The organism is Micromonospora sp. CNZ296, assembly GCF_007827635.1.
Genome location: NZ_VISW01000004.1, coordinates 310,153 through 332,914, shown reverse-complemented (window position 1 = coordinate 332,914; position 22,762 = coordinate 310,153). Strand labels below are relative to the sequence as shown.

General features: G+C 74.5%; 18 protein-coding genes. 8 read left to right on the top strand and 10 right to left on the bottom strand.

All coding sequences use genetic code 11. The annotated features are described in order from the left end of the window. Positions 1-48 precede the first annotated feature (48 nt). On the top strand, positions 49-1,161 hold the full coding sequence (locus FB455_RS09575) for a glycosyltransferase family 4 protein (RefSeq protein WP_369830089.1): 1,113 nt from the start codon (positions 49-51) through the stop codon (positions 1,159-1,161). Between the two features lie 4 nt (positions 1,162-1,165). Here FB455_RS09575 and FB455_RS09570 read toward each other — a convergent pair whose 3' ends face one another. Continuing rightward, the gene (locus tag FB455_RS09570; RefSeq protein ID WP_145753001.1) at positions 1,166-2,659 is read right to left on the bottom strand and encodes a protein kinase domain-containing protein; all 1,494 of its coding nucleotides are present in this window, start codon (positions 2,657-2,659) and stop codon (positions 1,166-1,168) included. A gap of 179 nt (positions 2,660-2,838) precedes the next feature. Between FB455_RS09570 and FB455_RS09565 the strand changes: the two genes are divergently transcribed. Genes FB455_RS09565 through FB455_RS09550 form a run of 4 tightly spaced genes read left to right on the top strand, consistent with a single transcriptional unit; the run spans position 2,839 to position 8,526 of the window. Next, positions 2,839-3,672 carry a patatin-like phospholipase family protein gene (locus FB455_RS09565; protein ID WP_013288326.1) on the top strand — a complete coding sequence of 278 codons (834 nt, stop codon included), beginning with the start codon at positions 2,839-2,841 and terminating at the stop codon, positions 3,670-3,672. Next, the gene (locus FB455_RS09560; protein ID WP_145752999.1) at positions 3,673-4,695 is read left to right on the top strand and encodes a 1-acyl-sn-glycerol-3-phosphate acyltransferase; all 1,023 of its coding nucleotides are present in this window, start codon (positions 3,673-3,675) and stop codon (positions 4,693-4,695) included. It abuts the gene before it with no gap. Positions 4,696-4,750: 55 nt separating this feature from the next. Next, positions 4,751-5,071 carry a divalent-cation tolerance protein CutA gene (cutA, locus tag FB455_RS09555; protein WP_013288324.1) on the top strand — a complete coding sequence of 107 codons (321 nt, stop codon included), beginning with the start codon at positions 4,751-4,753 and terminating at the stop codon, positions 5,069-5,071. 47 nt (positions 5,072-5,118) lie between these two features. Next, the gene (locus FB455_RS09550) at positions 5,119-8,526 is read left to right on the top strand and encodes an SCO7613 C-terminal domain-containing membrane protein (protein WP_145752997.1); all 3,408 of its coding nucleotides are present in this window, start codon (positions 5,119-5,121) and stop codon (positions 8,524-8,526) included. 57 nt (positions 8,527-8,583) lie between these two features. Here the strand turns inward: FB455_RS09550 and FB455_RS09545 are convergent, their stop codons facing one another. Next, positions 8,584-9,363: an SDR family NAD(P)-dependent oxidoreductase gene (locus FB455_RS09545; protein ID WP_145752995.1), complete on the bottom strand. Its 780-nt coding sequence runs from the start codon at positions 9,361-9,363 to the stop codon at positions 8,584-8,586. A gap of 285 nt (positions 9,364-9,648) precedes the next feature. Here FB455_RS09545 and FB455_RS09540 point away from each other — a divergent pair, with 285 nt between their 5' ends. After that, on the top strand, positions 9,649-10,701 hold the full coding sequence (locus FB455_RS09540; protein ID WP_145752993.1) for a fatty acid desaturase family protein: 1,053 nt from the start codon (positions 9,649-9,651) through the stop codon (positions 10,699-10,701). Between the two features lie 197 nt (positions 10,702-10,898). Next, positions 10,899-12,047: an FHA domain-containing protein gene (locus tag FB455_RS09535; protein WP_145752991.1), complete on the top strand. Its 1,149-nt coding sequence runs from the start codon at positions 10,899-10,901 to the stop codon at positions 12,045-12,047. A gap of 74 nt (positions 12,048-12,121) precedes the next feature. Here FB455_RS09535 and rocD read toward each other — a convergent pair whose 3' ends face one another. From rocD to FB455_RS09510, 5 genes are all read right to left on the bottom strand, one after another. Beyond that, the gene (rocD, locus tag FB455_RS09530; protein WP_030271837.1) at positions 12,122-13,336 is read right to left on the bottom strand and encodes an ornithine--oxo-acid transaminase; all 1,215 of its coding nucleotides are present in this window, start codon (positions 13,334-13,336) and stop codon (positions 12,122-12,124) included. Continuing rightward, positions 13,336-14,151 carry a dimethylargininase gene (ddaH, locus tag FB455_RS09525; protein ID WP_030271835.1) on the bottom strand — a complete coding sequence of 272 codons (816 nt, stop codon included), beginning with the start codon at positions 14,149-14,151 and terminating at the stop codon, positions 13,336-13,338. Before ddaH ends, rocD begins: the two co-directional genes overlap by 1 nt. Before the next feature lie 286 nt (positions 14,152-14,437). Continuing rightward, the gene (locus FB455_RS09520) at positions 14,438-15,310 is read right to left on the bottom strand and encodes a DUF4190 domain-containing protein (RefSeq protein WP_145752989.1); all 873 of its coding nucleotides are present in this window, start codon (positions 15,308-15,310) and stop codon (positions 14,438-14,440) included. A 113-nt stretch (positions 15,311-15,423) separates the two neighbouring features. Further along, a complete protein-coding gene (locus FB455_RS09515) occupies positions 15,424-16,881 on the bottom strand; it encodes an RICIN domain-containing protein (protein WP_145752987.1) in 1,458 nt (485 codons plus the stop codon). A 5-nt stretch (positions 16,882-16,886) separates the two neighbouring features. Continuing rightward, positions 16,887-17,636 (bottom strand): cellulose binding domain-containing protein, encoded by a 750-nt coding sequence (locus tag FB455_RS09510; RefSeq protein WP_145752985.1) that lies wholly within the window; start codon positions 17,634-17,636, stop codon positions 16,887-16,889. 277 nt (positions 17,637-17,913) lie between these two features. Between FB455_RS09510 and FB455_RS09505 the strand changes: the two genes are divergently transcribed. Further along, on the top strand, positions 17,914-18,723 hold the full coding sequence (locus FB455_RS09505; protein ID WP_145752983.1) for a DNA-formamidopyrimidine glycosylase family protein: 810 nt from the start codon (positions 17,914-17,916) through the stop codon (positions 18,721-18,723). Position 18,724: 1 nt separating this feature from the next. Here the strand turns inward: FB455_RS09505 and FB455_RS09500 are convergent, their stop codons facing one another. From FB455_RS09500 to FB455_RS09490, 3 genes are all read right to left on the bottom strand, one after another. Then, positions 18,725-19,597 carry an aminoglycoside phosphotransferase family protein gene (locus tag FB455_RS09500; RefSeq protein WP_145752981.1) on the bottom strand — a complete coding sequence of 291 codons (873 nt, stop codon included), beginning with the start codon at positions 19,595-19,597 and terminating at the stop codon, positions 18,725-18,727. Positions 19,598-19,809: 212 nt separating this feature from the next. Further along, complete coding sequence (locus FB455_RS09495; RefSeq protein ID WP_091330868.1) at positions 19,810-21,231, bottom strand: WGR domain-containing protein; 1,422 nt, start codon at positions 21,229-21,231, stop codon at positions 19,810-19,812. A 131-nt stretch (positions 21,232-21,362) separates the two neighbouring features. After that, positions 21,363-22,736: an FAD-dependent oxidoreductase gene (locus tag FB455_RS09490; protein WP_145752979.1), complete on the bottom strand. Its 1,374-nt coding sequence runs from the start codon at positions 22,734-22,736 to the stop codon at positions 21,363-21,365. Positions 22,737-22,762 lie beyond the last annotated feature (26 nt).

The following is a 22,762-nucleotide window of genomic DNA, read 5'->3' as shown; positions in this document are numbered from 1 at the left end:
CCGCGCGCAGCGGGGTACGCCGGGGACCGACGGGGAGGACTCGTGGCCGTGAACCAGCAGTCCTCGGAGCGCGCGTGGGCCGGGCCGTTGCGGATCGCCATGGTGGTGCCGCCGTGGCTGTCGGTGCCGCCGCCCGGCTACGGCGGGCTGGAGACAGTGGTGGCGGGGCTCGTCGACGCGCTCGTCGACAGGGGGCACCGCGTCACGCTGTTCGGCGCCGGGACCGAGCACGGCACCGCCGCCGACTTCGTCTCCACCTGCGACGACCTCCAGTACGAGCGGATGGGCGAGTCGCTGCCCGAACTGGCGCACCTGGCCCACGTGGACCGCCTGGTCGACCCGGCCGACTTCGACCTGATCCACGACCACACCACGATCGGCCCGATGGTGGCCGGCCGCCGCCGCGTGCCCACTGTGGCCACCGTGCACGGCAACCCGGTCGGCGAGTACGGCACTGTGCTCGGCAACACCGACCGGGGTGTGGGCCTGATCGCGATCTCGCACGCCCAGCGCCGGGCCAATCCGGGGCTGCCCTGGGCGGGCACCGTGCACAACGCGATGCCGCTGCGGGACATCCCCCGCAAGCGCAGCCCGGGCGCGGGCCCGGTGCTCTGGCTGGCCCGGTTCAGCCCGGACAAGGGCCCGGACGTGGCGATCGCGGCCTGCCGGGCGGCCGGGCTGCCGCTCACGCTCGCGGGCAAGTGCAACGAGCCCGCTGAGCGCCGCTACCTGGAGCAGGTGGTCCGGCCGCTGCTCGGCGACGACGTGACGCCCGTGGTGAACGCGGATCGGGTGACCGCGCTGCGGCTGTTGCTGGACGCCCGCTGCCTGATCATGCCGATCCAGTGGGCGGAGCCGTTCGGCATGGTGATGGTGGAGGCGATGGCGACGGGTACGCCGGTGGTGGCGCTGGGCCGGGGCGCGGTGCCGGAACTGGTCCGCGACGGGGTGACCGGTTTCGTCTGCGACCACCCGGGCGAGCTGCCGGCGGCGTTGCGGGCGGCGGCGGACCTGGACCCGGCGGACTGCGTGGCGCACGTGGCGGAGAACTTCTCGGTGGAGCGGATGGCCGCCGACTACGAGGCGGTCTACCGGGGCTTCCTGGCCGCGCGGGCGCCCGCACGGGCACAGCGGGCGGTCGCGCCGGTCGTGGCCGGCTGACCCGTCAGGTCTGCCCGGCTACGAGTTCCGCCGCGGCGGCGTCGAGTCGCCGCGCGTACCCGGGGCTGATGCTGCCCTCGCGGCGACGCTCGTCGATCTTGCCACGGAGCCGGTCCACGGCGGCTGTCACCTCGCCCTCGCCGTTCGCGGCGACCGCGTTGCGCAGCAGGTTGCGCAGGTCCACCCCGACGTCCTCGCGGATCTGGCCCTCGGTCAGCCCGGCCTCGATCAGCCCGTCCACCCGTTCGGCGGCGTCGGCCTGACCGGCGGCCGGCGGGCGCACGCCGCCGGTCGGCGGCAGAGTGGTCGGCCCGGCCGGCGGCGTGGTGGCCGGCTCCTCGGTCACCGTCGGTTCGGCGGGCGACGGCTGCACCGGCCCGGCGGTCGGCAGCACCCGGGGGCCGGCGGGCCGGTCCGGCGTCAGCGCGGACGCCAGCAGCGCCGCCGCGGCGACCACAGTCACGCCGACTGCGGCCAGCGTGAGGGTCCGCCGCCGGCCCGGAACCGGCTGTGCGGCGGGATCCTGCCCCGGCTCCGGGATCGGCTGCGCCGCGGGGGCCTGGCCCGGGGTCGGCGGCCCCGCCGGTTCCGGGCCGGCCGGCGGCGGGGAGGTCAGCGCGGGCAGCGTCATGGTCGGCGCCAGCATGGTGGCCGCCTGCGGGTCGGCGGGCAGCATCTGGTCGCGCAGCACGGCGGCCACCCGGTGCGCGGTGGGCCGGCGACGCGGGTCGCGGGCCAGGCAGCGCAGGCAGATGTCAGCGACCGGCCCGGGCAGGCCCGGTACGTCGTCCAGTGTGGGCTCCGGACAGTCCGCGAGCGCCGCGCTCAGTTGTTCCCAGGTCTCCGCCGGGTACGGGGGGTGCCCGGTCAGCGTCTCGAACAGCAGCACGCCGAGCGAGTACACGTCGGTGGCCGGCTGGGCGGGCGCGCCGTCGAGCCGCTCCGGGGCCACGTACGCCGGGGTGCCGAACGTGCCGCCGTCCTCGTCGTCGTCCGGCGTGCCGATCCGGGTGGCGATGCCGAAGTCGAGCACCTTCGCGCCGGTGCCGGTCATCATCACGTTGGCCGGGGTCACGTCGCGGTGCACGATGCCGAGCCGGTGCGCCGCGGCCAGCGCCTCGGCCACCTGCGCGCCCGTCTCCACCGCCGCCGGCCAGGGCAGCGGCCCCTGGGTCAGCAGGTGTTCCAGCTCCTCGCCGCTGAGCAGTTCCATCACCACGAACGAGGTGATGGAGCCGTCCGGGGCCACCGTCTCGCCGTAGTCGTGCACGGCGGTGACGTGCGGATGGTCGAGCTGGGCGGCCGAGCGGGCCTCCTCGCGCACCATGTCGCGGAACCGCGCGTCGGCGGCGAGCGAGGGGGCGAGCACCTTCACCGCCACCACCCGGTCGAGCACCTCGTCGCGGGCACGCCAGATCACCGACATGCCACCGGCACCGATCCGGTCGATGAGCCGGTACCGCCGGGCCAGCAGACGGCCGGCCTGGAGTGTCGCCATCAGCTCGCACCTGCCTGGGCTCGGGAGCGCTATCAGGTTGCGGGAATGTGTCTGACCTGTCAACAGTCGTCCCGTTGACGATCGCGCTGTGTCATAGCCCGGGCGGCGTCGCGTGACGCTCCCACCTCGGTCGGGGCGGCCACCCGGCCGGGTGTGGGCCGCGTGCCAGGATGAACGGCATGGCAGCAGGTCCGGTGGCGTTCGTGCTCGGCGGCGGGGGAGTGCTCGGCGCGGTCGAGGTGGGCATGCTGCGTGCCCTGTTCCGCGCCCGGATCAGACCCGACCTCGTGCTGGGTACGTCGATCGGCGCGGTCAACGGCGCCCTGGTCGCCGCCGACCCGACCGAGGCGGTCACCGACCGGCTGGTCCGGCTCTGGGCGTCGCCCGAGGCCAGCGAGGTGTACGGCGACTCGGTCGCCCGGCAGCTGCGCCGGTTCGCGGCACGTACCCACCTGCACTCGCCCCGCCCGCTGTACCGCCTGCTGGAGAGCGCGCTGGGGGAGGACACCACGTTCGCCGACCTGGCCGTGCCGTTCCGCTGCTGCGCCGCGAACATCGAGCGCGCGGCCGAGCACTGGTTCCACACCGGACCGCTGGTGCCGGCGGTGCTCGCCTCCGCCTCGGTGCCCGGGCTGCTGCCCCCGGCCCAGCTCGACGGCCAGCACTACATCGACGGCGGGGTGGTCAACTCGATCCCGGTCGGCGAGGCGGTGCTGCTCGGCGCGAAGCAGATCTTCGTGCTCCAGGTGGGCCGGATCGAACGCGAACTGACGCCGCCGCGCCGCCCCTGGGAGATCGCCCAGGTGGCGTTCGAGATCGCCCGCCGGCACCGGTTCGCGCGGGAGATGGCGGCGCTGCCCGAGGACGTCGAGGTGCACGTGCTGCCCACCGGCGGGCTGGAGCCGCGCGACGACAGCCCGTGGGCGTACCGGGACACGGCGGCGGTGGGACGGCGGATCAGTCGCGCGTACACTGCCTCCCGCCGATACCTGGACACCGCGCTGGAGCGCTGAATGCCGCTGCCACCCCGCTGGCTACGCCGGCTGGTGCTCGCCCCTGGTGTGGTGCTGCTGGCCTTCTTCGTGGTGACCACGCTGCCGGCCTGGGCGCTGCTGGCGCTCGCCGCGTCCCCGCTGGTGCCGGGACGGCTGCGCCCGCTGCGGCTGCTCTGGATCGGCACCGTCTACCTGGTCTGGGACGCCGCCGCGCTGCTCGCCCTGTTCCTGCTCTGGCTCGCCTCGGGCTTCGGCGCGTACAAACGCGCGCCGGCCTTCCAGCGGGCCCACTACCTCCTGGCCGGGTGGTTCCTGCGGATCATGTTCTGGCAGGCCCGGTGGACGCTGCGGCTGAGCATCGACGTGGTCGGCACCGACCCGGACACCGCCCTGCCGGGCCGTCCCGAACTCGTGGTCTGCCGGCACGCCGGGCCGGGCGACTCGTTCATCCTGATCCACGCGCTGGTGAACTGGTTCAGGCGGGAACCCCGGATCGTGCTCAAGGAGACCCTCCAGTGGGATCCGGCCATCGACGTGCTGCTCAACCGGTTGCCCAACCGGTTCATCGCGGCCGGGCCGGACGGGCGGGAGTCGGTGGTGCGGCAGATCGGGCACCTGGCCACCGGCCTGGACGACGACGACGCCTTCGTGATCTTCCCGGAGGGCGGCAACTTCACGCCGTCGCGGCGGCTGCGCGCGATCGACCGGCTGCGGTCGCTCGGCCTGGAACGGATGGCGCGGCGCGCCGAGCGGCTGCGGCACGTGCTCGCCCCGCAGCCGGGCGGGCTGCTCGCCGCGCTCGACGCCGCGCCGGACGCCGGCGTGATCTTCGTGGCGCACACCGGCCTGGACCAGATGCTCACCGTCGCCGACGTGTGGCGCGAGCTGCCGATGGACAAGCGGATCGTGATGCGGTTCTGGTCGGTGCCGCCGGAGGAGATCCCGGCCGGCAAGCAGGAACGCATCGACTGGCTGTTCGACTGGTGGGCCCGCATCGACACGTGGATCGCCGCCAACCGCAACGGCGCGGCCGACACCTGACCGATTCCCCCGCGCCTGCTCGGCGTGGCGGCGGTACGCCACGTAGGGTGCGCTGGTGGATCAGATCTGCGTGGTGACGACTGTGGTGGACGCCCGCGGGGTCGCGGACGTGCTGGCGGCAGCGGCCGTCGCCGGCCGGCTGGCGGCCTGCGCCCAGGTCGGTGGCCCGGTGGACAGCACCTACTGGTGGCAGTCGGCGATCCAGACCACCGCCGAGTGGCAGGTGCGGTTCAAGACCGCGCCGGACCGGGTGGACGCCCTGGTCGACCAGCTCCGCGCCAACCACCCGTACGAGGTGCCGGAGATCCTGGTCAGCCGGGAGGACAGCGGCAACCCCGGCTACACCGCCTGGGTACACGAGCAGACCCGGCCCTAGGTACTCCTACTCTGTCGGTCCGCTCCGCCGCTGACGAAGCTGGCGGGGTGGAGAACACCGGCTACCCCTGCCCCGGTTGCGGCGCCCCGGCCGACCTCGTCGCCGGATGCCGCGCCTGCGGCCGTCCGCCCTACCCGCCCGCCGCCGAGGTTGTCCGGCTGGACCGAGAGATCACCGAGCTGGTGCCGCGCGTCGAGGCGGCCCGGCTGACGTACCAGGATCTGTCCGGCCGGCTGGTCACGGCCCGGCAGCGGCGGGCGGTGCTGGCGGCCCGGATCCGGCAGGAGATCCCCGCGCCGCGCGCCGCCGGTCCCGCGCCGCTCCCGGCGCCGGCGCCGCCGCGTCAGCTTCCGCCCACCCCCGTCGCGGTACGCCCCGGCGGCGCGGAGACCTCCACCCGCGCGGTCCAGGGCCTGCTGTTCGTCCTCGGTGGCCTGCTGCTCGGCACCGCCGCCGTGGTGTTCACCGCCGTCGCCTGGAGCACGTTCGGGGTGGCCGGCCGGGCGCTGATCCTGCTCGCCGTCACCGCGCTGGCCCTGGTCGCGCCGCTCGTCGCCCGGGCCCGCGGGCTGCGCGGCACCGCCGAGACGCTCGCCTCGGTGGCGCTGCTCCTGGTGGTCCTGGACGGATCCGCCGCCTGGTCGGTGGACCTGTTCGGGGTGACCGGCCTGCCCGGCAGCCGGTACGCGGCGCTGGTGGCGGCGGGCAGCGCCGCGGTGGCCGCCGGTTACGCGCTGGTCAGCCGCCTCACCGCACCCTGGTTCGCGGCGTGGCTGCTCGCGCAGCCGGTGCTGCCGCTGGCCGCTGCCGCGTTCCGGCCCACCGCTGCCGGCTGGGCGCTGGTGCTGACCGCCGTGGCGCTCGGTGACCTCGCGGTCGTGGTCGTGCTGCGCCGCCGTACCTCCGGCAATCGCACGGCGCTGGTGGCCGGGCGGGTGCTGGGCTGGACCGGGCACGGCACGGCGCTGGTCCTGGCGGCCGGCTGCGCGCTGGTGCCGCTGGCGGTCGGCCACGCGGCGGGCACGCCGCTGCTGGCCGGCGGTCCGCTGCTGGTGGTGGCGCTGGCGCTGGTCGCCGGCGGGCTCGCCGCGGGTGGCCGCCTCTGGCGCGCGACGGCCACCGGGCTGCTGGTGCCGGTGCTCGCGGTCGCACTGATCCGGCCGGTCGCCGAGTGGCGGTCCGGGCTGCTGCTGCTCGCCGCCGGCCTCGTGGTGGCGGCGCTCGCCGGTGCGGTCCGGGCGTTGCCGGCGCCGGTCCGGACCGGTCCGCTCGTGGGCGCGCTCGCCGTGGCCGCCGCGCTGGGCCAGGTGGCGGTCGTGCTCACCGGCCTGGTCGGCGCGTCCACCGCGAGCGTCGGCTTCCCGGCCTGGCAGGGCGGCCGGGACGTGCCGGTCCCGTCCTGGGGCTGGCAGCTTCCGGTGGCCCTGCTGCTGACCGCCGGGGCGGTCGCGCTGCTGACGCCCCGGGCCGTCCGGCCGCTCGCCGGCGTGGCCGCCGCCGGTCTGGTCGCCCTCGCCGCGCCGGCCGTGACGGCGACGCCGTGGCCGCTGGTGCTGGTCGTGGACCTCGCGACGGCCGCCGCGCTGCTGCTGGCGGCGGTGGCCCGGCCGCGTGGAGGGCGGGTCGTCGTGCCGGTCACCGCGTCGGCCGGGGCGGTACTGCTCGGGCACGCGCTGCTCGTCGGCTGCGCCGCCCCGGGCGGGGCCGTGGCCGTGCTCGCCGTCACGGCGGTGCTCGGCGCGGCGCTCGCCGCGCTGGGCCGGCGTGGACAGGGCGCGCAGCCGGTCGTCGGCGGCGTCGCGCTGGCCGTTTCGCTGCTCGCCGTACCGGCGGGCGTGGCGGTTGCGCTGCTCGGCCTCGGCGCGCCGGCCTGGTGGCAGCTGCGCGGCGCGACCGCCGCCGTCGTGGTGCCGGTCGTCGTCGTCCTCGCCGTCCGTCGCCTGTGGACCGACCTGAGCGGGTACGCCTCGACGGGGCTCGCCGTCGCGCTCGCCGGGGTCGGCCTCGGGCCGCTCGTCGCGCCGGGCGGGGAACCGGTGGCGCCGTACGCAGCGGTGGGGGTGCTGCTGGCGCTCGCCGCCGGGGCCGGCTCCCGGCCGGCGGTCGCGCTGCGCGCGGTCGGCGCCGTGCTGGCCGCCATGGCGTTGCTGGCCGTGTCCCCGGTGGTGCTGACGTTGCTCGTGGACCTGCCGGTGCAACCCTGGTCCGGGGTGCCCGCCGCCGCGGCTGCCTCCGCCGGGACCGCCCGCGCCGGGCTGGTGCTGCTGCTCCTGGGCGTCGCCGCCGGGGCGTACGCCGCCACGGACCGCCGCGTCGCCTGGTGGCTCGCCGCGCTGCCGTTCGGCGCTGTCGCGCTGCCGGTGCTGGCGGAGGCGGCCGGTGCGCCCTGGCCGGTGGTGCCGGCGGTCGCGTTCGGCGTCGGGTTGGCCGCGCTGCTGGTCGTCGCGCTCACCGGCGCGCGCCCGGTGGTGCTCGTGCCGCTCGGGGCGGTGCTGGCCGTACCCGGGTTCGGTGGCCTGCTCGCCACCCGGGCGGGGACGCTCGCCGCACTCGGGGCGCTGGTGGTGGCCGGTGCCGTGACCGGGGCGGCCGGGCGGCCGACTGTGGTCCGGATCGCGGGGTGGCTGGGCGCGGTCGGGACTGCCACCGGGTTCGCGGTCACCGCGTCGCTGGCGGCGGGGCTGCCGCTGCGTACCGCGGCGTTCGCCGCCCTGGCCGTCGCGGCGGTGACGCTGCACGCGGCGCCGCTGCTGCGCGTGGTCCGAGGGCCGGGCGGCGTCGGCGCGGGGCTGGCCGGTGCGTGGGCGCTGGAGGCGGCGGCGCAGGCCGTGGCGCTGCTCGCGCTGCTGCTCACCGGTGGCTCGCTGCGGTACGCGGCGGCGGTCTGCGTGCTGTGGGGTGTGGCCGTCGCGGTCCGGGTGCCGCGCCGGGGCGAGTCGCCGGCCGGGCGTCGCGTGCTGGCGGCGGTGGCCGCGGGCAGCGAGCTGGTCGGCGGGTGGCTGCTGCTCGCCGCGGGCGGGGTGGTCGTGCTGGAGGCGTACACGCTGCCGGCGGCGGCGCTCGCCCTGGGTGCCGGGCTGCTGGCGCTGCGGCGCCGGCCCGGGCTGACCAGCTGGCTGGCGCTCGGTCCGGGACTCGGTGCGGCGTTCCTGCCGAGCCTCGTGTCGGTGCTGGTGTCAGGTGAGCCGCAGCCGTGGCGGCGGCTGGCGCTCGGCGCGGCGGCGCTCGCCGTCGTGCTCGGCGGGGCGGCCCGGCGCTGGCAGGCGCCAGTGGTGCTGGGCGCGGCCACGCTGGTGCCGCTGGCGCTGCACGAGCTGGCCCGGGGCTGGGACCTGCTGCCCCGCTGGATCTTCCTGGGCCTCGGCGGGCTGCTGCTGATCGGGCTGGCCGCCACCTACGAGCGGCGCCGGCGCGACCTGGTCCGGCTGCGCGACGCCGTCGCCCGGCTCGGCTGACCCGGCGGGGATGCGGCCCGGGCGGGAGACGATCCCGCCCGGGCCGATCCGTTCGCCTCACCTGATCGGCGAACCACCGTCGACCGGGATGGTGTGGCCGTGGATGAAGGACGCGTCGTCGCTGGCGAGGAAGCAGACCGCGCGGGCGATCTCGTGCGGCTCGCCGTACCGGCCGGCGGGCGCCTGCATGGTCAGGTCGTAGAACGGGAAGTCGCTGGTGATCTCCGCGCCCTCGAAGGCGGCGGTCTTGATCACGCCGGGGCCGATGCCGACCGCGCGGATGCCCTGGTGGCCGTAGTCGTAGGCGATCTGCTTGGTCAGCCCGATGACGCCGTGTTTGGCGGTGGTGTACTCCGCGCCGACCTCGCTGGCGACCACGCCGGACGCCGACGACACATTGATCACGACGCCCTTGCCACGCTCCAGCATGTGCGGCAGCGTGGCCTTGGTGGCGAGGAAGACGCCCTTCAGGTCGACCTCCATGACGCGGTCCCACTGGCTGTTCTCGATCTCCAGCAGCGGCACGTACGCGCCGAACACGCCGGCGTTGTTCACCAGCACGTCGATGCGCCCGTACGCGTCGAGGGCGGCGCTCACCATGGCGCGCACCGAGTCCTCGTCGGTGACGTCGGCCGCCACCGCCACCGCGTCGCCGCCGGCTTCCTTGACGCGCATGACTGTCGCCTCGGCGCGTTCCAGGGAGAGGTCGGAGACGACCACCTTCGCGCCCTCGGCGGCCAGCTCGACGCACATGGACATGCCGAGTCCGGAGCCCACCTGGTCGGGGCTGAAGCCGCCGCCCGTCACCAACACCACCTTGTCCGTCAATCCACGCACCGCGCTGTCTCCCGTCTGTCGACGACCGTGCAGCCCGCCTATCGGCCGTTCGGCTGAGTGGTACTCATCTTTACGTACAGATTAGCTGGTCAGAGCGGGTGCGCCCACCGTCGTGAGGGCTCGCTGCGGTGTGACGAAGATCGTTTGCGCCGCGCCGGCCCGGAGAGGTAGGGCCAGCACCACCTCCGAGCCGGGGGTCTGCGGGATTACCCACGGCGACGGTCATCGCCAGAATCGGTGACGGAGAGTCGCGTACGGAGCGTGGCTCGCGGCATCGGGGGCGACATGACCACTTCCACGTCGACGGAACCCGCGGCACGGCGGGGCAGCGACTACGCGCGGCTGTCCCGCCGGATCGCCGAGGCGGGACTGCTCGAGCGGCGGCCCGGCCGGTACGCGCTGCGGATCGCGCTCACGCTCGGCGCGTTCCTGGCCGGCTGGATCGTGGTGGCGCTCGTCGGTGACTCGTGGTGGCAGGTGCCGCTGGCGGTGGTGATGGCGGTGGCCACCACGCAGGTGGCGTTCCTCGGCCACGACGCCGGGCACCGGCAGATGTTCCGTCGGCGCGGGCCGAGCGAGGCGGCCGGACTGGTCGCCGGCAACCTCGCGGTCGGGCTCAGCTACGGCTGGTGGGTGGACAAGCACAACCGGCACCACGCCAACCCGAACCACACCGACGAGGACCCGGACGTCGGCGCGGGCGCGCTGGTCTGGACGTACGAGCAGGCGACGGCGACGCGCGGCCTGAGCCGGTGGATGGCCCGCCGCCAGGCGTGGCTGTTCTTCCCGCTGCTGCTGCTGGAAGGGCTGGCGCTGCACGTGGCGAGCGTGCAGGCGCTCGTCGGCCGGGAACCGGACGGGCGGTGGCGGGTGCCGATGCGGCACCGGGCCGTGGAGGCGCTGCTGCTCGCCGCGCACGCCGCCGGCTACCTCGGGCTGCTGTTCGCGGTCATGTCACCGGCGAAGGCGCTGCTGTTCGTCGCCGTGCACCAGGGGCTGTGGGGCCTCTACATGGGCTGCTCGTTCGCGCCGAACCACAAGGGCATGCCGATGCCCACCGCCGACGACGAGCTGGACTACCTGCGCAAGCAGGTGCTGACCTCACGCAACGTACGCGGCGGCCGGTTCGTCGACCTGGCGCTGGGCGGGCTCAACTACCAGATCGAGCATCACCTGTTCCCGAACATGCCGCGCGCCAACCTGCGCCGGGCCCGGCCGCTCGTGATGGCGTACTGCGCCGAGCAGGGCGTCCCGTACGCGGAGACCGGGCTGTTCGAGTCGTACCGGCAGGCGCTGGTGCACCTGCACGACGTGGGCCGGCCGCTGCGCGCGGCCTGAGCGCGGCGGGCCGGGCGGGGGCGAGCGGCGCCCGCCTGGTGGCGTGCGCCCCTTTCGGGAGTGCGCCGCCACGCTGCCGCCGGGGGTGGCCGGTAGGGTCGTCGCATGGTGGAGGACGCGCCGCGGTGGTGGCGCGCGGCGCGGCGGGCCGACCGGCCCCGGCCGCGTCACGGGACGACATCGTGCGGAGCTGCGGCATGAGATTCGAGATCAGCAAGGTGCTCGACGCCATCGAGGGTCGGGTCTGCACCGATCCGTCGCTGGCCCGGGCCGTGGTCGACCTGGCCGAGGTGATCCGCTGGCAGAACCTGGACGGCGGCCGTCCGGCCAGCCTGCTGCGACTCGGCATGGTGATCGACGCGCTGTCCCGGCAGATCGGCGAGGACAGCGTCCCGGTCTACGCGATCGTGCACCGGGCGCTGCTGTCCGACGCCGACCTGACCTCCAACGAGCGGATGGTGGTGCGCCGGTGGGCCGACGACGGTCTGGTGGAGGTGCTCGACCAGCCCGGTGACCGGATGCTGGAGGTGGCCGACCTGCTCGGCCTGCCGGTGCTCACCCGGGCGCGGCTGGACGGGCTCGTCGGGCGGTACCCGTGGGTCGCGCAGGCGGGCCGGGTGCTCGCCCCGGTGCCCGGCGCCGGCGGGCCGGTGTTCATCGCGCACGTCGGCGGCGGCCAGGACCCGGCCGCCGGCAGTCGCTCACCCGCGGGCGTCAAGGTGCTCTCCCGGAAGTGGCGCTGCCCCGAGCCGGGCTGCGCGCTGTTCGGCGGCGGTGGGGGCGGTGGCGCCTTCGCCGACCTGGCCGCCGTGGACCGGGTGCCGGCCGAGCAGCCGCCGCCCACGCTGCGTACCGGCGCGCCGACCTGCCCCCGGCACGGCGCACGGCTCTCCGACGCCGGCCCGCGCCCACGTACCGCTGTGCTCGCCGTGCGCATCGGCGGTCTGGTCCGCAAGCGGTTCGTGCTCACCGAGACCGAACCGGTGGCGATCGGCCGGGCACCGGACGGCCCGGGTGGGGTGACGCTCGGCCAGTGGCTCAACGACGAGGCCCGGCGCTGGATCAGCCGCAGCCACATCCGGCTGGAGCTGCGGGTGGGCGAGGTGGTTGTCACCGACACCAGCACCAACGGCTCCGGCGTACGCCCCGGTGGTTCGATGGCCGAGCACGAGCGGATCGCGCTGGCGCCGCAGCAGTCCCGGGTGCTCGCCGAGAGCGACCTGATCGAGCTGTACCCGGGCGTGCAGGTGGGCCGCGCCGACGACATGAGCAGCGACGCGAAGTACACCCCGAACTCGGTGATGGCCGAGGCGCCGACCATGGCGATGCGGCTGCCGCGTCCCTGACGGGCACGTGCGAAGGCGCCGGGACCGTCGCGGTCCCGGCGCCTTCTCGCGTACGGAGTCGGTCGCGTACGGCCTCAGCCGGCCAGGACTGCGGCGAGCTGCGCCACCGCGTGGTCGATCTCGTCGGCGGTGATCACCAGCGGCGGGGCGAGCCGGATGGTCGAGCCGTGCGTGTCCTTGGCCAGCACGCCCCGCTCCATCAGCCGCTCGCACGCCTGCCGGCCGGTCATCAGCTCCGGGTCGATGTCCAGCCCGGCCCACAGCCCGCGCCCGCGTACCGCCACCAGGCCCTTGCCGATCAGGCCGCGCAGCCCGGCGTGCAGCCGCTCGCCCAGCTCGGCCGAGCGGCGCTGGAACTCGCCGGTGGCGAGCAGCCGGACCACCTCGGTCGCGACCGCGCAGGCCAGCGGGTTGCCGCCGAACGTCGAGCCGTGCTGGCCCGGCTGGAGCACACCCAGCACGTCGCGGTTCGCCGCCACCGCCGACACCGGCACGATGCCGCCGCCGAGCGCCTTGCCCAGCAGATACATGTCCGGCTCGACGCCCTCGTGCTCGCAGGCGAACGTCGCGCCGGTACGTCCCAGACCCGACTGGATCTCGTCGGCGACGAACAGCACGTTGCGCTCGGTGCAGACCCGGCGCACACCCGGCAGGTAGCCCTCCGGCGGCACCACGACGCCCTGCTCACCCTGGATCGGCTCCAGCAGCACGGCCACCGTGTTCTCGTCGATCGCCGCGGTCAGCGCGTCCAGGTCGCCGTAGGGCACCACTGTGAAACCCGGGGTGTACGGCCCGAAGTCGGCGCGCGCGTCCTCGTCGGTGGAGAAGCTGACGATGGTGGTCGTACGGCCGTGGAAGTTGCCCTCCGCCACCACGATGTTGGCCTGGCCCGGCGTGACGCCCTTGACCTGGTAGCCCCACTTGCGGGCCACCTTGATGCCGGTCTCCACCGCCTCGGCGCCGGTGTTCATCGGCAGCACGAGGTCCTTGCCGCACAGCGCGGCCAGCTCGCGGCAGAAGTCGGCGAACTGGTCGTGGATGAACGCGCGGCTGGTCAGCGTGAGCCGGTCGAGCTGCGCGTGCGCGGCCTCGATCAGCTTCGGGTGCCGGTGGCCGAAGTTCAGCGCCGAGTATCCCGCCAGGCAGTCCAGGTAGCGGCGGCCGTCCACGTCGGTCAGCCAGGCGCCCTCGGCCGACGAGATCACCACGGGCAGCGGGTGGTAGTTGTGCGCCGTGTGACGCTCCGCGTCCCGGACCGCGGACGGAGTCCGCAGCATGTCGTCGATGATCACTTGCTCGCCTTTCCCTGACGGAGTCGCAACGTGCAGCACTTCGGTCCGCCGCCGGCCTTGCGCAGCTCGGACAGGTCGATCCCGATGGTCTCGTAGCCCCGGTCGCGCAGCTTCGCGGCCAGGTCGGTGGCCTGCGCGGGCAGCACCACGTGCCGGCCGTCGCTGACCGCGTTCAGGCCCAGCACCTCGGCGTCGGCCATGGTGGCGTGGATCGCGTCCGGGAACAACCGGCGCAGCACCGCCCGGCTGCCGGGGGAGAACGCCTCCGGCAGGTACGCCACGGTGCGCTCGTCGAGCACTGTCAGCGCGGTGTCCAGGTGGTAGAACCGGGGGTCCACCAGCTGCATGGTGATCACCGGGTAGCCGAAGACCTCCTGGAGCTGCGCGTGCGAGGCGTGCGCGGTGCGGAACCCGGTGCCGGCGAGCAGGTGGTCACCGGCCAGCAGGACGTCGCCCTCGCCCTCGTTGACGTGCTTCGGGTCGTACATCTCGAAGCCGGCGCCCTCGAACCAGGCCCGGTACGCGGGCGCCTCGTCGGCGCGCTGCGGGTCGCGGAACTGCACCGCCATGGCCTTGCCGTCGATCACGGTGCCGCCGTTCGCGGCGAAGACCATGTCCGGCAGGCCGGCGACCGGCTCGATCAGGTCGACCTCGTGGCCCAGGTCCAGGTACGTGCGCCGAAGCTGCTCCCACTGCCGGATCGCCAGGTCGGCGTCGACCGGGGCGGTGGGGTCCATCCACGGGTTGATCGCGTAGTCGACGGCGAAGTACGTCGGCCGGCACATCAGAAAGCGCTGGCGGATGGCGTCCATCGTCATGTCGTGCTCCCAGAGTCGGGCGCGCCCGGCCACCGTCGGCCCACGGGCTGGCGCCGTGGTCCAACGTTATGCGGCCCGGGTAGACGACATCCACTGCGGGAAGTTGCGTTGAGCAGCGAATCGTTGCGTTGAATCGGTCAGCAGCGGATGATCGTTGCGCCGACCCCGGACACACTTCGGGGGCGGCGAACCGCCGCCCCCGAAAGAGGTGTTGCCCGGCCGGTGAACCACCGGAACTGTTCGGGCTGGCCGGACCTGCCGGCGATCGGGACAGTGCCCGTCAGAACCAGTTGCCAAACTGTGAGTCGAGCCACTCGCGGAAGCGGCCCACCCAGTCGCCGTCGGTGGTCGGCCAGTCGAACTGGCCGGTCATCGCCACGATGCCGAGCACCACGGCGGCCAGGCCGACAGCGATGCCGATCAGCGCGTCGGTCTTGCCCGCCACGTGCCGGCGACGGGTGGCGATCAGGCCCAGCACCGCCAGCACGGCGCCGACCGCGCCGACGCCGATGCCGTACCCGGCGAGCGTGCCGGAGAGCACGAACAGCGCCCCGACGACCGAGACGATCAGGCCGAGCGTGGCGAGCAGGCTGGCCCGGGGACGCTTCGTGGTGTACGGCTCCGGCCGGTCCACCCGGCCGTCGCCGTCGGTGTCCGTACCGTCGGGGCGGCCGTCCCGGTCGAGGTCGGTGCGGTCCGGACGGCCGTCGCGGTCCAGGTCCACGGTGCGCTCGGCGGCGGGCGCCGCGCCGACGGTCCGGGCGTCGGTCACCGGAGCGGTCCGCGTGTCGGCGTCGACCCGCCGGCCGGTGACCGCGCGCGCCGCCGCGCCCCGGTCCGCAGCCCGTCGCCGGGCCTCCGCGTCCCGCTCGTCGTCGGCCGCGGTCCGGGCGTCGGTCGTCGTGGCCGCCGTCCGGCCGTCGGTCGTCGTCGCGCCGAGGTCGCGCGCGTCCCGGTCGGTCGCCGCGTCCCGGGCGCGCTCGTCGTCGGTCGCGGTGGCGGCGCTGCGGTACGTGGTCCGCTCCTCGTCGCGGTCGGTGACCACGGGCTGGCCGGCCGGCTGCTCGGCGGTCCGGTCGCGCTCGTCGACCACGCCGTCGCCGTTGGTATCGGTACTGGTCGCCGGAGAGTTCCGGCGGGACAAGATCTTCACGATGGCACCTCCTGATCCAGGCGCGGAGGCCGCGCATGACAAGCAGGAAGTACCCAGGTGTGCCGAAATCGACACCCCTGGGTTCGCTCCGCACGCTCAGGCGTGCCGTCCGGTCACGACACCGTGCGTGACCACTGCTGGTTGGTGCCCGCACCGCAGGCGTACTGCTGGACGTCCGCGCCGTCGCCGGTGCCGGCGTTCACCACGTCCAGGCACTTGCCGCTGTGCCGGGCCCGCAACTGGAACCAGCCGCCGAGCGCGGCCCACTGCCACTGCTGGTTGGCGCCGCTGCCGCAGGTGTACTGGATGATGTTGGCGCCGTCGGCGGTGGACGCGTTAGCGACGTCGAGACACTTGCCGCTCGCCGCGTTGACGAGGCGGAACCAGCCGCCACCGGCGTCCTGGAATTCCCACCTCTGGTTGCCGCCGCCGTTCCAGCCCCACTGCTTGACCTCGGCGTTGTTCGCCGTGGAGCCGTTGATCACGTCGAGCACCCGGCCGCTGTGCCGGGCGGTGACGCGGTAGTACGTGGGCGAGTTGCCGGTGACCGTGCCCGCCGCCGTGTCGACGGTGACTGACGGATACCAGGTCAGGCTCATACTGGTGGCGGTCGGGAAGGCGATCGGCAGCCACACGTACTGGGAGTCGTTGGCCGGCCCGCCCCAGGCGCCCGCCCAGCGGTCACCCAGATAGAGGTAGCTGGTGCCGGACGTGCCCTGGATCGGCAGCACGAAGGCCGGCTGGGAGTTGAAGGTGGTGCCGTTGCCCACGTCGGTCCAGCCGCTCCACGGTCCCGAGATGCTCGGCGCGGTGGCGTACCGGGCCTGGTTCGGGCTCCATCCCGTCGCCCCCGAGGTCAGCAGGAAGTACGTGGAGCCCCGCTTGAACATCGCCGGTGCCTCACGGTGCGCGCCGTCCCAGAAGTTGCCCACCAGGGCGGCGACGTTGAGGTAGTCCGAGGTGAGCCGGTAGATGTTCAGGTCGTAGTTGTCGTCGGCCGCCGAGATCATGTACGCGGTGCCGTTGTCGTTGTAGAGCGTGATGTCGCGGGACATGTGCTGCCCGAGCGGCCGGAAGCTGCCGTGGTACGTGTAGTTCCCGTCCACGGTGGCCGACGAGGCGACAGCGGCCCGCGCCTCGTTGTAGTCGGACCCGTTCTCCTTGTGCATCCACATCACGAACCGGCCGGTGCCCGCGTTGTAGACGACCTTCGGCCGCTCGATGTTGGCGACCCGCAGCTCCGCGGCCGACGACTGGGTGAGCACGTTGTTGCGGAACTCCCAGGTGCGCAGGTCCGTGGAGCGGTAGACGGAGACCGCCCGGAACGTGTTGTCCGGGTTACGGTTCTCGCCGAACCAGTAGTAGTGGTCGCCGACCTTGAGGACACCGCCGCCGTGGGCGTGCACCACGGCGCCGCTCGTGTCGGTGAACTGGGTGCCGTTGGTGACTGTCACCGGCGCCGCCAGCGCACCCGCTGCCGGTCCCACCACCGTCGCCGCGACGGCCACTGCGAGCGCCAGCCCCGCCGCGAGGAGGCGGCCGGTGCCGCCGTGCCGTGCCGTCCACCGCATGCCGGTCACCGCCCGCAGACCGGCGTGATGGCGGCGGGCGTCGCGCTCGTCGCCACGAGCAGGCCGAACGTCGTCGAAGCACCCGGCGCCAGCGTCCCGTTCCAGGAGGCGTTGCGGACCTCGGCGTCCTGACCGGAGCCCTCTGCCACCCCGCCCCAGACCGACTGGATGCGCTCGTCACCGGACCACCGCCACGAGACCAGCCAGCCCGGGACCGGCTCCGTGCCGTCGTTGCGCACCGTCACAGTGGCGACGAAGCCACCGCCCCACCTGCTGTCGATCGTGGCCGTCGCGGAGCAGAGCGACAGCGTGCGCGCCGGTCCGCCGATCACGTACGGATCCCGTACGCCCTTGGTGTCGCCGAACCGGAACCAGTACGCGGTGCCCGGGGTCAGGCCGCCGACTGTGACAGTGCCCGACCGTTCCGGCCCGGTGACCGCCTCGGCCACCGGGTCGCGCCACCCGGTGGCGTCCTCGCGGCTGGCGAAGAGGCTGACGACCAGCGGCGGGTCGTATCCGCAGGGCGGGCTGAGCACCATCCAGTAGGTGATGGTGATGCTGGTCGTGGTGGCCCCGGTCACCTGGCCGCTGACCGGCAACGCCGGCGGGCACGCGAACGTGGGCGTCGGGGTCGGCGTCGCCGCCGTGGTGAGCGTCGTCGTCGTGGTGGCGGGCGACCGGTCGGCGCCGGCCGAGGCGGCCAGGCCGGTGAGGGCGAGGGCGGCGGCCAGTGCCGCGCCGAGCGTACGGAGCATCTGTCTCTCCCGAGCTGGGGGCGCCGGGGGCGGTCGGCGCCGGAGTGGTGGTGGACCGCGATGTCGCCGCCGTGACGGCACGGCGGAGCGCCGGAGACGACTGCCCGGCACCGGGGTGGCGCATCACCCCGCGCTTGTCCCTCCGGCGAGATCGAGCGGCTCGCACTGGCTCCCGAGCGCTGCCGCCGCCAGTCTTTCAGTCGACGAACATCGATTCAATGTCGTCCCAGGACCCGACGTCGCCGGCGGTCCGATCCGCTGGCTACGCTTGGTCGTTGTGCCAGAGGGACACACCATCCACCGCCTCGCCGCCCGGCACGCCGAGCTGTTCGCGGGCGACAAGGTGCACGCCGACAGCCCGCAGGGGCGCTTCGCCGAGGGCGCGGCCCGCCTGAGCGGCACCGTCCTGGACGGCACCGAGGCGTACGGCAAGCACCTGCTGCACCACTACGCGGGCGAGTTGACGCTGCACGTACACCTGGGTCTGTACGGCAAGTTCGCCGACGGGCCGGGGGAGCCGCCGGCTCCGGTCGGGCAGCTGCGGCTGCGCCTGCACAGCGACCGGCACTGGCTGGAGCTGCGCGGTCCGACCGCCTGCGAGCTGCTGACCCCGCCCGAGGTGGCGGCGCTGCGCGACCGGCTCGGGCCGGACCCGCTGCGCGCCGACGCCGACCCGGACCGGGCGTACGCCCGGATCCGCCGCAGCCCCACCCCGCTGGCCGCGCTGCTGCTCGACCAGTCGGTGGTGGCCGGCACCGGCCTGATCTTCGTGACCGAGGCGCTGTTCCGGGCCGGCCTGCCGCCGCGGCTGCCCGGCCGGGAGCTGACGCCGGCCGGCTGGGCCGAGCTCTGGGCGGACCTGGTGATGCTGATGACCCGCGCGGTCGAGCGGGGCCGCATCGACACTGTGCGCGACGCCGACCTGCCGGAGGTGACCGGCCGTGCGCCGCGCGTCGACAGGCACGGCGGCGAGGTGTACGTCTACCGCCGCCCCGGCGCGCCCTGCCACGTCTGCGGCACTGCGGTCAGCCGGGGCGCTCTCGCCGGACGCAACCTCTACTGGTGCCCCACCTGCCAGGCGGGCTGAGTCACATCTCGTCGAGCAGCCAGCGGGCCGCCTCGACGTTGCCGGGGAAGACCTGGTCGCCGCCGATGCTCCAGGCCACCGTCTGGCCGATCGCCCAGCCGCGTACCCGCTCCCGGTCGAGGCCCAGCTCGGCGCTGAGCCGGTCGAGCCGGTGCCGCACCGCCGCCGGGGAGTGACCCAGCTCGGCGCCGCGCACGAGTGGCACCACCGTGAACTCCCGCTCGCCGACCAGCGGCTTCGGGTCGATCACCAGCCACGGTTCGCGCCCGGCGGCCAGGATGTTGCCGGCATGCAGGTCCTGGTTGACGAGCACCTGCTCACCCTGGCTCGGCGCCAGCTCGGCGAGCAGCCCGAGCGCGGTGTCGAGCAGGCGCCGCTCGTACGGGCAGCCGGCCCGTCGCCAGTTACCAGGCATCCGCTCCGCCCAGCCGGCCGCCTCCTCGGCCAGCGGCGTGAACGGTTCACCGGCCGGCACCGCGAGCCCCGGTAGCAGGCCGACCGCGACGTCGAGCGCCGCGTCGGCGGCCAGCGAGTGCAGCGGCGTGCCGGGGTCGCACCGCTCGACCAGTAGTGCGCGCCGATCGGCGTCGTGGGCGAGCAGCCGGATCGCGCCGCACCCGTCCCAGTGCGCCAGCGCCGTTGCCTCGTGGACGCTGTCGTCGTCCGGGTACTGGAGCTTCAGCACCGCCCGGGTGCCGTCGGGGAGTGTCGCGGGCAGCGCCAGCGAGGCGAACGCGTACGCGAACGGCGGGCCGACCGTCAGCTCCCACCGCGCGACGCAGTGGGCCAGCCGGCCGGGCAGCTCCGCGAGCCACGCCCGGCCGGCCTCGGTCTGCTCGACCCAGCGCAGCCCGTCAGGAATGTCGCACCGCATCCAGACATCCTGACCGGTGCGGCGACGATCCGCTGTCCCGACGCGGCCCTCCGGCCTCGCCGGCCGCTCTCGTGCGGCTGGTGCGGGCCCTCGCCCTGCGGGCCCTCGTCCCGTGCCGGGCCACCCTCGCCCGGCTCGCCCTCGCCGCGGGCCGGCCCCGTCCTGCGGGCCGCCCCTGCCTCGCCGGATGCGGCCCGGGCCCGCCGGGCCTGTCACCGCAGTCGGCGGATGTCCCCGTACGCCCGGTAGAAGCCGCCCCGGCCGGACTCGCGGACCTCGGTGACCAGGTAGCGCGCGCCCGGCTCGCGGATGCCCTTGGGGAACTGCACCGACCAGTCCCGCCGGTAGCCGTCGGCGAGGACGTGCACCCGCAGCCGGCCGCCCTGCTCGACGCACTGCACCAGCACGCCGTCGCGGTCGTCGGTGGTCACCTCGACCGACGTCCAGGCGGCCGTCTCGGGCATCCGGGCCGGCGCCTTGACGTCGACCACGTCGGGGACGCTGCCCGCCTCGGCCGCCCGGATCGCCGCCTCGCTCGCGTCGATGCAGGCCAGGTAGCCGCTCGTGGTGACCACGTAGAGCCGGTTGTCGTGGTACTGCATCGAGTACGCCGAGCCGCAGCCGGTGCCGAGCTTCCACAGCCGGTTGCCGGCCTGGTCGAAGCAGTAGATCGAGGAGGCGCTGTCACCGGCGAACACGTACCGGCCGCCCTCGGCGGTGGCGCAGGAGAAGACCGCGGCGTCGCAGCGGTAGACCTGCTCGGCCCGGCCGTCCTTGCGCAGGCGCACCACCTCGCGGGTGCCGGTGCCGGCGAAGACGGCGTCCCGCTCCTGCCAGCCGAACAGGACGGCCCCGGTGCCGGTGTGCCACAGCTCGCGCCCGGTGCGCCAGTCGTAACCGGTGACCCCCTGCGAGTGGCCGTGGTAGAGCGCGTCGGCGTCGCAGCGCACCATCCACGCCGACCGGCCCCGCCCCGGCCGGCGCCAGAGGAACTCGTCCTCGTGGTCGATCGCGGAGATGCCGCCGTCGCGGTCGGACACGCCCAGCACGCCGTCGTGGATGTCCAGCCAGTAGATGTCGATCTCGGGCGCGATCGCGTACGCCGCACGGGGCACCTTGCCGGACAGGTCGTAGACGTTGCCGTCGTCGCAGCCGGCGTAGACCCAGGCGTCGTCGGCGACGATGCACTTCACCCCGTCGGGCAGCCGGACCTGGTTGACCAGCCGGGCGTCGTGGTCGAGCGTGGTGATCACGCCGTGTTCGTTGCCGACCATGCAGTGCCTGTCGTCGACGAAGATGCCGAAGGCGGGCGCGCCCGAGGCGTACCGCCAGAGGACCGGGGCGGTGCGGGCGGTCGAGCGGGTGCTGACGATCTGCCGGCGCGACACCGTCCGCTTCTGGCGTACGCCGGGCACCGCCGGGGCGTACCCCTTGCGGACCTTCTCGCCGATCTTCTTCGCGGCGGCGGCGCGGGCGCGGGTGTTGTCCGGGTATGTGCTCGTCTTCACCTGGCCCTGGTCGCCGATCCGCCCGTAGCGCACTGTCATCGCGGTGTCGTCGACCACCACCTCGTAGAACTTGTGCGCTCCACCATCCACTTCGGACAGTTCGAGGTAGGTCGTCTCCTGGGACATGGGGGTATACCTCCGAGGGGAAGTGCCGGACCGGCAACGCGCACACGCTAACGCCGGGCACCGACAAACCCGGGTGTCGGTGTTAAGAAGGGGCCCTTCCTCTACCGGAGGCGTTAATAGGGGGCCCTTCCTTACACGGCGGCGAGGGCGTCGACGGCCTTGCGGGCGGCGATCAGCACCGGATCCCACACCGGGGCGTACGGCGGCGCGTACCCCAGGTCGAGCGCCGTCATCTCGTCCACTGTCATGCCGTTCCACAGTGCCACCGCGAGCGCGTCGATCCGTTTGGCCGCCTCGGACCAGCCGACGATCTGCGCCCCGAGCAACCGCCCGCTGGGCCGCTCGGCGATCAGCTTGACCGTCATCGGCCGCGACCCCGGGTAGTAGCCAGCCCGGTTCGTCGACTGGGCCAGCACTGTGACGAACTCGAAGCCGGCGTCCCGCGCGTCCCGCTCGCGCAGCCCGGTGCGGCCCACCTCCAGCTCGCAGACCTTGGTGACGGCGGTGCCGATGACACCGGGGAAGGTGGCGTACCCGCCACCGATGTTGATGCCCGCGATCCGGCCCTGCTTGTTGGCGTGCGTGCCGAGCGGAATGTGCACCGGCATGCCGCTGACCCGGTGCAGCGACTCGACGCAGTCGCCCGCCGCCCACACGCCGGGTACGCCCGGCACCCGCATCCGGCGGTCGGTGCGGACCGCCCCGGAGGGACCGATCGGCAGGCCGGCGGCCTCGGCGAGCGCGGTGTTGGGGCGTACGCCGAGACCCAGCACCACGACGTCGGCCGGGATCGGCCCCTCGTTCGTGACCACCGCGGAGATCCGGCCGTCCCGCTCCTGAAGACCGGTGACCTGGAGGCCGGTGCGGACGCCGATGCCGGTCGCGCGCATCGCGTCGGCCACCAGCTCGCCCATGTCCGGGTCGACTGTCGACATCGGCTGGTCGGCCTGCTCCACGAGCTGGACGGAGAGCCCGCGCTGCACGAGCGCCTCGGCCATCTCGACGCCGACGTAGCCGCCACCGACGACCACCGCGCGCCGGGGCCGGGGCTCGCGTTCGAGCCAGCCGATGAGCGCCGCGCCGTCGTCGAGCGTCTGCACGCCGAACACCCCTGACACGTCGTCGCGTGCCCAGTCCGGCTGCACCGGGGACGCGCCGGTGGCGTACACCAGGGTGTCGAAACCGGCGCGGACCTCGCCGCCGCCGTCCAGGTCACGCGCGAGGATCTCGCGGCGGTCCAGGTCGATGGCGGTGACCTCGTGCCGGGTACGGACCTCGATGCCGAAGTCGTCGCGGAAGGTCTTCGGGTCGCGGGCGATCAACTCGTCCCGCTCCTCGACCAGGCCGCTGACCCAGTAGGGGATGCCGCAGGCCGAGTAGGAGGTGAAGTGCCCGCGTTCGAACGCGACGATCTCCAGCTCGGACCGGTCGCGGCGGCGACGCGCCTGCGACGCCGCCGACATCCCGGCGGCGTCGCCGCCGATGACGATCATGCGCTCGGCCACGTCGCCCATCCTGTCACGCCGGGCCA